The 12,548-nt window shown below is 71.3% G+C and carries 12 protein-coding genes; 9 read left to right on the top strand and 3 right to left on the bottom strand.

Translation table 11 applies throughout. From position 1 onward, the window contains the following. Nucleotides 1–19: 19 nt before the first annotated feature. Entirely contained in the window at nt 20–487 is a 468-nt protein-coding gene (locus tag ACGFIB_RS27815) for an Lrp/AsnC family transcriptional regulator (RefSeq protein WP_393376071.1), read from the top strand. Between the two features lie 35 nt (nt 488–522). On the opposite strand, the gene ACGFIB_RS27810 is transcribed toward ACGFIB_RS27815, so the two are convergent. Further along, the gene (locus ACGFIB_RS27810; RefSeq protein WP_357244835.1) at nt 523–1,023 is read right to left on the bottom strand and encodes a DinB family protein; all 501 of its coding nucleotides are present in this window, start codon (nt 1,021–1,023) and stop codon (nt 523–525) included. A gap of 134 nt (nt 1,024–1,157) precedes the next feature. Between ACGFIB_RS27810 and ACGFIB_RS27805 the strand changes: the two genes are divergently transcribed. From ACGFIB_RS27805 to ACGFIB_RS27795, 3 genes are all read left to right on the top strand, one after another. Further along, complete coding sequence (locus ACGFIB_RS27805; RefSeq protein ID WP_142571508.1) at nt 1,158–2,072, top strand: tetratricopeptide repeat protein; 915 nt, start codon at nt 1,158–1,160, stop codon at nt 2,070–2,072. 235 nt (nt 2,073–2,307) lie between these two features. Continuing rightward, the gene (locus ACGFIB_RS27800; RefSeq protein ID WP_357261381.1) at nt 2,308–3,717 is read left to right on the top strand and encodes an NAD-dependent malic enzyme; all 1,410 of its coding nucleotides are present in this window, start codon (nt 2,308–2,310) and stop codon (nt 3,715–3,717) included. Between the two features lie 100 nt (nt 3,718–3,817). After that, on the top strand, nt 3,818–4,393 hold the full coding sequence (locus ACGFIB_RS27795; protein ID WP_142571506.1) for a YqgE/AlgH family protein: 576 nt from the start codon (nt 3,818–3,820) through the stop codon (nt 4,391–4,393). A gap of 147 nt (nt 4,394–4,540) precedes the next feature. Here the strand turns inward: ACGFIB_RS27795 and ACGFIB_RS27790 are convergent, their stop codons facing one another. Further along, nucleotides 4,541–5,956: a cellulase family glycosylhydrolase gene (locus ACGFIB_RS27790; RefSeq protein ID WP_393376069.1), complete on the bottom strand. Its 1,416-nt coding sequence runs from the start codon at nt 5,954–5,956 to the stop codon at nt 4,541–4,543. 261 nt (nt 5,957–6,217) lie between these two features. On the opposite strand from ACGFIB_RS27790, the gene ACGFIB_RS27785 reads away from it, so the two are divergent. Next, nucleotides 6,218–7,255 (top strand): leucine-rich repeat domain-containing protein, encoded by a 1,038-nt coding sequence (locus ACGFIB_RS27785; protein WP_393376067.1) that lies wholly within the window; start codon nt 6,218–6,220, stop codon nt 7,253–7,255. 15 nt (nt 7,256–7,270) lie between these two features. Here ACGFIB_RS27785 and ACGFIB_RS27780 read toward each other — a convergent pair whose 3' ends face one another. Then, nucleotides 7,271–7,912: a TetR family transcriptional regulator gene (locus ACGFIB_RS27780; RefSeq protein ID WP_167748254.1), complete on the bottom strand. Its 642-nt coding sequence runs from the start codon at nt 7,910–7,912 to the stop codon at nt 7,271–7,273. A 135-nt stretch (nt 7,913–8,047) separates the two neighbouring features. On the opposite strand from ACGFIB_RS27780, the gene ACGFIB_RS27775 reads away from it, so the two are divergent. The 4 genes from ACGFIB_RS27775 (at nt 8,048) to ACGFIB_RS27760 (ending at nt 12,530) form a co-directional block, all read left to right on the top strand. After that, on the top strand, nt 8,048–9,613 hold the full coding sequence (locus ACGFIB_RS27775; protein WP_357244745.1) for a DHA2 family efflux MFS transporter permease subunit: 1,566 nt from the start codon (nt 8,048–8,050) through the stop codon (nt 9,611–9,613). An 86-nt stretch (nt 9,614–9,699) separates the two neighbouring features. Continuing rightward, a complete protein-coding gene (locus ACGFIB_RS27770) occupies nt 9,700–9,960 on the top strand; it encodes a DUF3039 domain-containing protein (RefSeq protein ID WP_142571501.1) in 261 nt (86 codons plus the stop codon). Nucleotides 9,961–10,031: 71 nt separating this feature from the next. Then, nucleotides 10,032–11,453, top strand: a complete 1,422-nt coding sequence (locus tag ACGFIB_RS27765) for a zinc metalloprotease (protein WP_393376065.1) — start codon at nt 10,032–10,034, stop codon at nt 11,451–11,453. Between the two features lie 150 nt (nt 11,454–11,603). Continuing rightward, nucleotides 11,604–12,530, top strand: a complete 927-nt coding sequence (locus tag ACGFIB_RS27760) for a hypothetical protein (RefSeq protein WP_167748253.1) — start codon at nt 11,604–11,606, stop codon at nt 12,528–12,530. The last annotated feature ends 18 nt before the right edge of the window (nt 12,531–12,548 follow it).

Here is a 12,548-nt window from a genome sequence, read left to right as displayed (position 1 = left end):
TCGACGAAGGGATGAAGGCGTGATAGCCGAACTGGATTCGACCGACAGGAAGATCCTGGAGCTGCTGCAGAAGGACGCGCGGCTGCCCAACAAGGATCTCGCCGAGCGGGTCGGCGTCGCCCCCTCCACCGCTCTCGAACGCGTGCGGTCGCTGCGCCGGCGAGGCCTGATCACGGCCTTCCGCGCGGAGGTCGACACCCAGGCGCTCGGACGGCCGCTGGAGGCCCTGCTGGCAATGCGCGTGCGGCCCCACACGAGCCAGCTGGTGGAGCCGCTGCGGGCGTTCGTGCTCGGGCTCCCCGAGACGATCGCGCTGTTCCACGTGGCCGGCCCGCAGGACTTCCTGGTGCACGTCGCGGTGCCCGACGCCGATCACCTGCACCGCCTGATCCTCGAGCGCATCCTGGTCCGCCAGGAGATCGTCCATCTGGAGACGACGCTGATCTTCCGTACCGAGCGCAGGACCGTCCAGGGCCCGGTGAGCTGACGAAACGGTCGGCTGAAGGGCGGGGACGGGTCGTCTCAGACGCCCACGGTCCCGTCGACGCCCTCGCGCAGGAAGTCGGCGTGGCCGTTGTGCCGGGCGTACTCGTGGATCATGTGCAGCATCACCAGCCGCAGCGAGACGTCCTCCTCCCACCGGGGCGCGTAGGCGATGACGTCGAGCGACTCGGCCGCGCGCTCGATCCTGCGGGAGTGCTCGACCTCCGCCTGCCAGGCGGCGACCGCCTCCGCGCCGGTGGACCCGCTCGGGTCGTACGCCGCCTGGTAGTCGCCCTCCTCCGACCAGACGAGCGGCACGTCCTCCTTGCCGATCACCCGGCGGAACCACGCGCGCTCGACCTCGGCCATGTGCCTGACCAGGCCGAGCAGCGTGAGCGTCGACGGCGGCATCGACCTGCGGCGCAGCTCCTCGTCCGACAGGCCGTCGCATTTCAGCGCGAGCGTGGCCCGGTGGTAGTCGAGAAACGCCCGGAGCATCTCGCGTTCACCGGCGACGGTCGGCGGGCCGATGCGTTCCATTGTCACGTCCTGCTCCCTTTATACGGTGTTTCGTGCGTCGTTCACCTTACGGCGGGCGCCGGCTCGCCCAGATCGCGGAGGAAGGCGGCGCGGATGGCACGGATCACACGGACGGGTACGGCAGGATTGGGGGTATGGCAGCGGACTTCTCTCGACCTGGATCGCTCTACGGCGCCGTGGACCTCGGCGCACGCAAGCAGACACTTGAGGCCCAGGCGCGGCGTGAGGCCGCCGGGCCGTCCGGAGCCGCTTCGGCGGACGTCATCGAGGTGACCTCGGCCACCTTCAACGCCGAGGTGGTGGAGCGCTCCCTGAGCGTTCCCGTGATCGTCGAGGCGACGGTGAGCAGGGCCGAGCAGGTCCGGCAGTTCAGCGGCGTCATGGAGAAGCTGGCCGCGGAGGCGGCGGGCGCGTGGGTGCTGGCGAGGGTCGACGTTGAGGCCGACCCGCAGCTCGCCCAGGCGCTGCGGATGCGCGCGGTGCCCACCGTCTATCTGGCCTTCCAGGGGCAGCTCATGCCCCTGTTCGAGGGCCCGTTGCCGGAGGCGCAGCTCCGGCAGGCGTTGTCGCAGGTGTTCGAGCAGCTCGGCATGGAGCCGGCCGCGCCCGCCGAGGACGAGCCCGCCGAGCCGCCGGTCGACCCCGAGCTCCTGGCGGCCGAGGAGGCCGTGGAGAAGGGCGACCTGGACGCCGCGGCCGTGGCGTACGAGCGCCTGCTGGCGAGGTCGCCGTCGGACGAGGGCGCGAAGATCGGCCTCGCCGGCGTCGGGCTGCTGCAGCGCACGCAGGACCTCGATCCGGCCGACGTGCAGCGCCGGGTCGCCGGGAACGCCGACGACGTGGACGCGCAGACCCAGGCCGCCGACCTGGAGATGGTGAACGGCCAGGTGGACGAGGCGTTCGACCGGCTCGTCGCGGTCGTGCGGCGCACCCGGGGCGCCGACAGGGACAAGGCGCGCGTCCACCTGCTGGGGCTGTTCGACGCGCTGCCCGCCGACGACCCGTCCGTGTCGCGGGCGCGCAGGGCGCTGGCCAACGCGCTCTTCTGATCGGTTCCCGCCCGCGCCCGCCCGGGCCGGCGGCACGGCTGGGTGCGGGACGGGCATGGCGCGTGGTGGGGCAGCCCGGGCACGGGCTGAAACATCCCGCCGGGGATGGCACGATGGATAGCACCCATGAGCCGTCCGGCCGGATGCGCGAGCGTGGCCGCCATGCGGAGGCCACGCCCCACTGGAGCAGCCGGGAGAGCACGGCCAGGCATCACCCGCAAAGGAGCGGATAGACGTGGCCACCGTGCCCAGCGTGTCCTACTCGATCACCGTGCGCCTCGAGGTGCCCGCAGGGGGCAAGGCGGTCAGCCTGCTCACCCACGCGGTGGAGAACGCGGGCGGCGTCGTGACCGCCCTCGACGTGACCAACGCCGGTCACGAGAAGCTCCGCATCGACGTGACGTGCGCGGCCAAGGACGCCGACCACGTGCAGGCGATCGTGGACAGCCTCGGCGCGGTCGAGGGCGTCGCGATCCACAAGGTCTCCGACCGGACCTTCCTCATGCACCTCGGCGGCAAGATCGAGATGCAGTCGAAGGTCCCCCTGCGCAACCGCGACGAGCTGTCGATGGCGTACACGCCGGGGGTGGCGCGGGTCAGCCTGGCGATCGCGCGCAACCCCGAGGACGCCCGCCGCCTCACGATCAAGCGGAACTCGGTCGCCGTCGTCACCGACGGCTCGGCCGTCCTCGGCCTCGGCAACATCGGCCCCGCCGCCGCACTGCCGGTGATGGAGGGCAAGGCCGCCCTGTTCAAGCGGTTCGCCGGCATCGACGCCTGGCCCATCTGCCTCGACACGCAGGACGTGGACGAGATCGTCGCCACCGTACGGGCCATCGCGCCGGGCTTCGGCGGCATCAACCTGGAGGACATCTCGGCGCCGCGCTGCTTCGAGGTGGAGCGGCGGCTGCGTGAGCTGCTCGACATCCCGGTCTTCCACGACGACCAGCACGGCACCGCCATCTGCGTGCTCGCCGCGCTGACGAACGCGCTGAAGGTCGTCGGCAAGGAGATCTCCGAGGTGCGGATCGCGATGGCCGGCGCAGGCGCGGCCGGCACCGCCGTCCTGCGCCTGCTGCTGGCGGCCGGGGCGAGGAACGTCGTCGTCTGCGACTATCTCGGGGCCGTGCACCTCGGCCGCGACGACCTCGACGAGTCGCTGCGGTGGATCGCCGAGCACACCAACGGCGAGGGGTACGGCGGCGACCTGCGCGGCGCGGTCAAGGGCGCCGACGTCTTCATCGGCGTCTCCGCGCCGGGGATCCTGACCGGGGACGACGTCGCCACCATGGCGAAGGACGCGGTGGTGTTCGCGCTGGCCAACCCCGAGCCGGAGGTCTCCCCGGACGACGCCCGCGAGCACGCGGCGGTCGTGGCCACGGGCCGGTCGGACTACCCCAACCAGATCAACAACGTGCTGGCGTTCCCGGGCGTGTTCCGCGGCCTGCTCGACGCTCAGGCGGACGGCGTCACACAGGAGATGCTCCTCGCGGCGGCCCGCGCGCTGGCCGCGGTCGTGACGAGCGAGGAGCTCGGCCCCAACTACATCATCCCCAGCGTCTTCCACCCCGACGTGGCCAACGCGGTGGCGGCGGCCGTACGAGAGTCGGCCGGCGGCAGGGCGCGCGGTTTCACCGAGGCCTGATCGACTCACGATTGGTGACAGAGTGTCACGCTGAGTAATATGACACGGCAAATCGGGGTCGGCGTGCACGAATCCGCAATCCTCCTTCATGATGGGATGTATGGCGGAGGCGATCTACGTCGGCGGGTTGCTTGTAGCGACGCCACTGCTCGACGACCCCAACTTCCGGCGTAGCGTGGTGCTCGTCCTGGAGCACGACGAGGACGGCGGGACGTTGGGCGTGGTGCTCAACCGGCCCAGCGAGGTCTCCGTGACCCAGGTCTTACCGTCCTGGGACGCCCTGGTCACGGGCCCTCCGGTGCTGTTCGAGGGGGGCCCGGTGCAGACGGACAGCGCGCTCGCGCTCGCCGTCGTGCTCAGCGGCGAGGAGCCGCTCGGCTGGCGCCGGCTGCAGGGCAGGGCGGCGGTCTCGCGCCTCGGCACGGTGGACCTCGACGCGCCCCCGGAGATCCTGGCGGGGGAGATCTCCCAGATGCGGATTTTCGCGGGCTACGCGGGCTGGACCGCGGGACAGCTCGACAACGAGCTTCAGGAAGGCGCCTGGTACGTCGTGGACTCCGATCCGGGCGACACCTTCCACCCGAACCCGGACACGCTGTGGCGCACCGTGCTGCGCAGGCAGAAGGGGGACCTCGCACTGGTCGCCACCTTCCCCGACGACCCCCTGCTCAACTGATCCTGCTCAACTGATCCTGCTCAACTGATCCCCGGCACGCCCCGGCCGGGTCGCGCGGTGAGACGTACGGTGACGGGCGGTGACACCCGGTGACACGCCGGGGCCGGGCGCGGGGAGCACGCCCGGCCGTGGGTGACGCGCCGTGTCTCAGCTCGCGGTGCAGCTCACCGCCGGCGCCGCGTTGGCGCCGTTCCAGGAGCCGAGGAACCCGAACGAGGTGGACGCTCCGGCGCCGAGGCCGCCGTTGTAGCTCACGTTCTTGGCGGTGATCGACGATCCGCTCGATGTCACCGTGGCGTTCCACGCCTGGGTGATCGCCTGGCCGTTGGCGTACGTCCAGGTCACGGTCCAGCTGGAGACCGCGCCGGAGCCGGCCGTGACGGTCACCTCGCCCTGGAAGCCGCCGCCCCACTGGTTGGAGACCTTGTACGTCGCCGAGCAGCCCTTGGCGCCACCGCTGGGGGACGGGCTGGGGCTCGGGGACGCGCTCGGCGAGGCACTGGGGGAGGCGCTGGGGGAGGCGCTGGGGGAGGCGCTGGGGGAGGTGGACGGGCTGGGCGACGGGCTCACCGGCGGCTGGCCGCTGTAGATCGTTGCCTCCTTGGCGGTGGACCTGACGCCGTTTGCGCCGTTGAAGAGCCGCTGGCCCCACGAGGTGAGCTGGCTGACGTTGAAGTTCGTCACCTGGTCCAGGTATTCGACGCCGCCGCCGTTGCCGCTCCACGACCAGCCGAGGTAGCCGACGCCCCGCGCCTGGGCCTGCGACATGATCGTGTCCTCGTCGGGGTCGCCGTCCGAGTGCATGTTGCCGAACTCGCCGATCACCAGCGGCAGGCCGGCGGTCTGGAACGCCTGGAGATAACCGGTGACCTCGGCCGCCGTGTCGAAGACGCCGTACATGTGGATCGAGAAGACGGTGTTCTTCTGGGGGTCGGCGGCGAGGACCGAGGCGGCGTTGTCGCGCATGACGAACTGCCAGTCCTGGCCCCAGTTCGGCGCGTCGACCATCAGCAGGTGCTGGAATCCGGCCGTCCGCATTCTGCTGATCGCGCTCTTGGTCGCGCTGGTCCAGGCGGACGGGTTGTTGTTGCCGTACGGCTCGTTGCCGATGTTGATGACGACGTAGTTCTCCTGGCCGGTCAGCACGCTCTTGAGGCCGACCCAGTAGTCGACCGCCTGGTCGAGCGTGTACGCACCGCTCTGCTCGCCGTAGCCGGTGGTGTCGTGGTTCTCCAGCACGCAGATTAACCGGTTCTGCTTGCACAGCGCGATGACGTTGGCGACGTCGCTCGCCGTGTTGGCCGTCCAGCGGCCGCCGCTCAGCACGACGCGGACGGTGTTCGCGCCCAGGGACTTGATGTTCGCGAACGAGCTCGTCTGGCTCGCGTACCAGGTGTGGGCGTGGCTGGTGCCCCGCATGATGAACTGGTTCCCGTTGGCTTCGAGTACCTTCGTGCCGCTGACGTGGAGCCCGGTCGCGGCCTGCGCGCTCTGGGTCATCGCGATCACCGACGTCAGGAGGGCGAGGACGGCCGCGCCCACGGCGATGAAACGTCTTCTCATTTCTGCACCTCGGGTGGGGGGAACGGCGCCTTGGGGGGCGCCTCACGCACGATAGGCAGGGGGAACCGGGGCCGTACAGGAGAGGGCTCCCGTGCGATCGTCGACGGGCCTGGCGCTACTGAACCGGTTCTGCGGCACGTGCCATCGGACCAGCGCGATCTCCCGCCGCGGGCCTCACCCGGGCCGCGTCATCCCGATGAAACGTTCACCGGCCGGCCGCTGCGTGCGAGGCTGCGGAGGTCGTCGGTAGAGTCGGCTGCCATGCCCGATCTCGGTGTGCCCCGTCCCGGCGTGTCCCGTCCCGGTGTGCCCCGTCCCGGCGGGTCAGGACCGCAGTGGGCGCCAGCGGGGGCCGTGCGGTTCGCCGGCGGTGTGCCGGTCGCCCTGGTGGCGCCCGGTGCGGGGCTGTCGTCGTTGCCCGCGGCCGTGGGCAACTTGGCCGCGCTGCGCCACATCGACCTCGACGGGAACGCGCTCACGACGCTGCCCGGCTGGATCGGGAGCCTGGAGCGGCTGCGGGTCCTGCTGCTCTACGGCAACCGGATCGCGGCCCTTCCGCCGGGACTGGGCCGTCTCACCTCGCTCGAACACCTCAGCGCCGGGCGCAACGCGCTGACCGCGGTGCCGGACGCCCTGTGGCGGCTCAGCCGGCTGCGGTCGCTCAACCTGGCGGAGAACGAGATCGCCGACCTTGCTCCCGGCCTCGGCCGCCTTCGCGAGCTGCGCATGCTCGACCTGGGGCACAACCGGTTGTGCGAGGTGCCCGCGGAGATCGGCGACCTGCCCTGCCTCACGGACTACCTCTACCTGAGCGACAACGGGTTCACGTCGGTGCCGGCCTCGCTGGGACGGCTCGACCGGCTCGGCTATCTCAACCTGGCGGACAACCGGCTGGCCGCGCTGCCGGAGACGATCGGCGGCATGACCGGCCTGCACGAGCTGCGTGCCCACGACAACCGGCTGACCACGCTGCCGGAGACGATCGGCCGCCTGACCGGGCTGCGCGAGCTGCACCTCAGGAACAACCGCCTCGCCGCGCTGCCCGAGGCGATCGGAGGGCTGCGCGCGCTGCGTCACCTCGATCTGCGCGGCAACCCCCTGCAACGGCTGCCCGACTCCGTCGCGGGCCTGACCGAACTGACCCACCTCGACCTGCGGGCGACCCGCCTGTCCACACTGCCCGGCGGGCTCGCGGAGCTGCCGCGGCTGGAGAAGCTCGACCTGCGCTGGATCAAGTTCGACGAGGTCCCCGCCTGTGTCCGCCCGCTGCGTGAGCGCGGGTGCGTCGTCCTGCTGTGAGGACGCGCCCCGCGGTCAGCCCGGGGCGGCGACGGGCTCGGCCGCCCCGGAGCGTACGGGCTGGTCCCAGCCGGGACACAGGGAACGCTCGGCCAGCGCGAGCAGGTCCTCCAGCCGGCGCGCCAGCACGGCGGGGTCCTGCGTGCGCTCGTCGAAGCAGGCGAGGGCGACGCTGACGAAGACGGCCACGACGAACTGCGGCTGAAGGTCGCACGGCTCGGCTCCCAGCCTGCGGGCCACCTCGGCGACCATCCTGCGCTCGTTCTCCTTGATCAGCCGCATGGTCCCGGCGAGCAGGGCGGGCGTGGAGTGCACCACCTTCTGGCAACGCAGGTACCTGCCTGCCTCCGCGTCATCCGCCTCTCGTAGTATCCGCAGTAACGAGCGCATCGCCTGACACAGCGCCGTGAACGGCGACTCCGACTCGGGGCGTGCGGCCAGCTCCGCGAGGAGCAGCCGCTGCTCGTCGGCGGTCAGCGAGAGCGCCACGTCCTCCTTGGAGGCGAAGTACCGGAAGAACGTCCGGGGCGAGACCTCCACCTCGGCGGCGATCTGGTCGACGGTCGTCGCCTCGTAGCCCTTGGTGAGGAAGAGATCGAGGGCCGCGTCGATCAGAGCGTCCCGCGTCCGCTGCTTCTTGCGTTCGCGTAGACCCACGGCGGCCACCTCCTCGAAACTGCCAGTTCACAAACTTTCAGATGTCACCGTATGTCGGATAAAAGGATTTGTCATCTGTCATCGACTGACATAAATTGCTGGCGGTTGACTCAGCGGTTCTAAGGGGGACTCTTCATGACTCAAGCCGTATCGGTGGACGCCGACGCGCCTCCGGAACGAGGCCAGGGGCATCCATGGCTCACGCTGCTCGCCGTCTCGCTCGGCGTGATCATGGTCATGCTCGACGGCACGGTCGTGGCGATCGCGAACCCGGTCATCCAGGTCGAACTCAAGGCGACGCTGGCGGACCTGCAGTGGGTGACCAGCGGTTACCTGCTCGCGCTGGCGGTCTTCCTGATCACCGCGGGCAAGCTCGGCGACCTGTTCGGGCACAAACGCGTCTTCCTGATCGGCGTCGCCGGCTTCGCGCTGACCTCGCTCGCCATCGGACTGTCGTCCTCGATCGGTGTGCTGATCGCGCTGCGGGTGCTGCAGGGACTGTTCGGCGCGCTGCTCCAGCCCGCCGCACTCGCGTTGCTCAGGTCGGCGTTCCCCGGTGAGAGGCTCAACATGGCCATGGGCGCGTGGGGCGCGATCATCGGTCTGTCGAGCGCGGCGGGCCCGATCGTCGGCGGGCTCCTGGTGGAGAACGTGAGCTGGCAGTCGGTCTTCTTCATCAACGTGCCGGTCGGCGTGGTGGCTTTGGTGTTCGGGCTGTGGGCGCTGCGGGAGAACAGGGCCTCGATGCTGTCCCGGGTCGACTGGCTCGGCGTCGTGCTGCTGTCCGGCGCGATGTTCTCGCTCGTGTGGGCCATCATCAAGGCCCCCGAATGGGGCTGGGGCGACGCCAAGACGCTCGGCTTCCTCGCCGCCACCGTGGTGATCGGGGCCGTGTTCCTGTTCTGGCAGTCGAAGGCGAGCGAGCCGCTGCTGCCGCTGAGCCTGTTCCGCAACGCCTCGGTCTCGATCGGGACCGTCCTCATGATCCTCATGTCGTTCGCGATGTTCGGCGCGATGTTCTTCCTCACGTTCTTCTTCCAGGGCGTGCACGGGCTCACGCCGCTCGACTCGGGTCTGCGGATGCTGCCGATGAGCGCCGGCATGATCGTCGCCTCGCCCATCGCGGGCGTCCTCATCGGCAAGCTCGGTCCGAGGATCACCATCGCGGGCGGCATGGTGATCACCGCCTTCGCGATGTTCCTCATGTCGCGGCTCAGCGTCGAGGCCGCCTTCGCCGACAGCGCGATTCCGTTCGTGCTGCTCGCGTTCGGCCTGTCGCCGGTGTTCGTCGGCGCCACCGAGATCATCGTGGGCAACGCGCCGGTGGAGCTGAGCGGCGTCGCGGGCGGCGTGCAGAACTCCGCGATGCAGGTCGGCGGCGCCCTCGGCACCGCCATCCTGGGCGCGGTCGTGTCCGCGAAGGTCGCCGACGTGCTGCCCGGCTACCTCGGCCCGGTGGCGCAGGGCGTCAAGCCTGAGGAGATGGCGGGGCTGAAGGCCCTCGCCTCGGTGGGCCAGGCCCCGCCGGGGCTGCCGGCCCAGGTGGCCAAGACGTTCTCCGACGCGGCGCACCTGTCCTTCATGGACGGTCTGCACCTCGGCTTCGTCGTGAGCACGGCGGTCGCCCTGGTCGCGGCGGCGCTGGCCCTGTTCGTCAAGGCCGGCCGCAAGACCGAGGGCGCCCCGGTCCACATGGGCTGACGCCAGGTCCGTTCCGTACGGCCCCCGCCACCCCGGCGGGGGCCGTACGCGCGTCCGGGGCGCGGGCGCCCGCTCGCTCAGTAGACTTGCTATCCGTGAGCGGCACGAAGATTCTTCCCGAGAGCGACGTAACACCCCGGCTCTCGCACGGCGACGGTGACCACGAGCGCTTCTCGCACTTCGCCGACAAGAACAAGATCACTGAGAGCTACGTGACCGGCGCACCGGTGCGGGCCCTGTGCGGCAAGGTCTGGGTGCCCAGCCGCGACCCGAAGAAGTATCCGGTCTGCCCGGAGTGCAAGGAGATCTACGAGGGGTTGCCCAAGGGCGAGCCCTCCGGCGAGTGAGTGTCGATACGGGATCATCGTCTCCCCGGCGGCTAGGGTCTGCCTTCTGACCAGCCGTATCGGGGGAACGAATGGTTCGGCGACCCATCGCCGTCGTCCTTGCATGCCTTTACGCGCTGGGCGGCGCGTGCGCCGCCCAGGCGTCCGCCGCCTCCGGGCCGACCGGTGGTCTCGCCGGCGCCGGACTGCGCGGATCGCCGCCCTCGCGGCCGGACGCCTGCCTCGCCCGTCACCCCGTTCCGCACAGCCGGCACGGCGTGGGCGCGCTCACGCACGGCCTGGAGCCGCGTGAGCCGGGGCCGGACGAGGTCGCCCGGATGGCGGCCGACCTGGCCCGCAGGCTTGGGACGGCGCAGCCGAGTCAACCCGCGCGGCCGAGTCAACCCGCGCGGCCGAGACAGCCCGCGCGGCAGGTAGACGCCGCGCAGTCCGGAGCCACAGCGCCACCGGGTGGCACGGCGGCTCCGGGTGGCACGTCGGGCCTGGGTGGCACGTCGGGCCCGGGTCGCACGGCGGCTCCGGAGGTCACGGCGCGGCCGGGGAGCGGTGCGAACGCCCGGCGGAGCGGTGCCGAGACCGTCGAGCGGATCACCGTCCCGGTGTGGGTGCACATCATCAGGGACCACGCGCTGGGCCTGCCCGACGCCGCCGTGTCCCGGCAGATCGCCGTGCTGAACAGCGCCTACTCCGGCGGGTACGGCGGGGCCGACACCGGCGTGCGCTTCGAGCTCAAGGGCACCACCCACACCGACAACCGGAGCTGGTTCCGCGACCCCCTCGGCTACGAGGAACCGATGAAGAAGAAGCTGCGCGTCGGGGGTCCCGAGACGCTCAATCTGTACATCGCGCAGCTGAGCCGGCTCGTGCTCGGCTACTCCACCTATCCGTACTGGTACGACGACGAGCCCGTGCTGGACGGTGTGGTGATCGACTGGCGGAGCGTCCCCGGAGGCCCGCTGCGCGACTTCGCCAGAGGCTTCACGGCGGTGCACGAGATCGGCCACTGGCTGGGCCTGCTGCACACCTTCGAGAACGGCTGCAAGGCCCCGGGCGACTCTGTGGACGACACTCCCGCCGAGGCGTACCCGACGAACGGCTGCCCCTCCAAGAAGGACACCTGCCCGGCCCCGGGCGGCGACCCGATGCACAACTTCATGGACTACGCCCAGGACCGCTGCATGCGCGAGTTCACCGCGGGCCAGGGCGTACGCGTCCACCAGATGTGGGACGCCTATCGCCGCCCCGAGCCGCAGGGAGCCGACGCGGGGCTTCATGAGGCCGCCGCCGGTGCTACCAGCGGCACCACGGACCGCGCGGAGGGTGCCACGAGCGGTGCCACGAGGGGCGCCACGGAGGGTGTTACGAACGGCACCGCGGACCGCGCGGAGGGCGCCGCGGACGACCCGGTGCCGAACCTCGCCGCACAGGGGCCCGAGGGCCCGGCCGACGACATGGAGGGCGATGCGCAATCGTCAGGAGGAACAGGGCGATGACGAATCGGCCGGAGCCGTTGACGTCGCGGCGCGGGTGTGAGTAACTCCACAGCAGCGTTCATGGTCACGAAGTCTCGCGCCCGGCCCTGAGCGCCGAGTCGCTCGCCGGTTCCGTCCCACGCGCCCGGCCAGGCCGCCCGGGGAGGCTTTGTGGATGACCAGTGGATGCGCCGGGTCTGGCCCCCAGCAGGGGAGGAGACCCCGCCGTCCAAGGAGGGCCCCACCCGCCCGTACGGCGCCCCGGGCGGGCCGCCGCGGTCGTCCACGCCGTCCACGCCGTCCGCGCCGTCCGCGCCGTCCGCGTCTCCCCAGTGGCCCACACGGCCGTACGCCGGCCGTGAACCGGACCGGAACTCCGCAGAGGAGAGCCTCACCGGCCTGTACGGTGCGCCGGTCGCCGAGCGGCGGCAGGCCGACCGCCCGGCCTGGCCCTCGCTGGGCCTGGAGTCCCCGGAGCCCGAGGACGACCTGCCCCCGTCGGCCAGCCGCTACCGCGCGCCCGAGACGCCTCCCCGCCCGATGCCGCGCTGGTTGCGGCGTCTTCTCGTCGGAGGTCTCGCGCTGGTCTGCTCGGCCGCCGTCATCGGCGCGGTGGTGGTGACGGTGCTGCACCGGGCCGAGAGCGCGCCCCCCACAGTGATCCACGACCAGATCGCCGGGGTCTCCTACACGTTGCCGCCGGAGTGGCGGGAGGGCGTGGTCGCGCCGGTGACCGGCTTCACCTCCGTCGCCGCGCGCGGGGACAGCGCCACGGTCATGGCCCGCTCCGGCGACCGGGTGGACCCGCCCAACCTGCGCTCGGCCGTCATCGACCTGAGCGATCTCTACGCGCAACTGCTGCTGCACGGGGACAAGGTCGAGGTGCTGGACGACCGTGCGGTGACCGTCGGCGGGCGGCCGGGTCACACGCGGGCCGTACGCGCCGAGTACACCGACGTGGTGAACGAGCCCGCCTTCATGCGGGTGACCCTGCTGACCCGGCCGGACGGCGGCAGCACGGTCCTGCTGGGGCTGGCCCATCCCGACCGTCCGCAGTCGCGGGCCGAGATCGAGGGCCTGATGTGGGGAGCCCGCTGATCACGCGCTTGGTCCGCC

It is taken from the genome of Microbispora bryophytorum (genome assembly GCF_043197435.1).
GTDB classification, from domain to species: domain Bacteria; phylum Actinomycetota; class Actinomycetes; order Streptosporangiales; family Streptosporangiaceae; genus Microbispora; species Microbispora bryophytorum.
The sequence above is the reverse complement of the archived record's forward strand: the minus strand, read 5'-3'. Positions and strand labels throughout refer to the sequence as shown.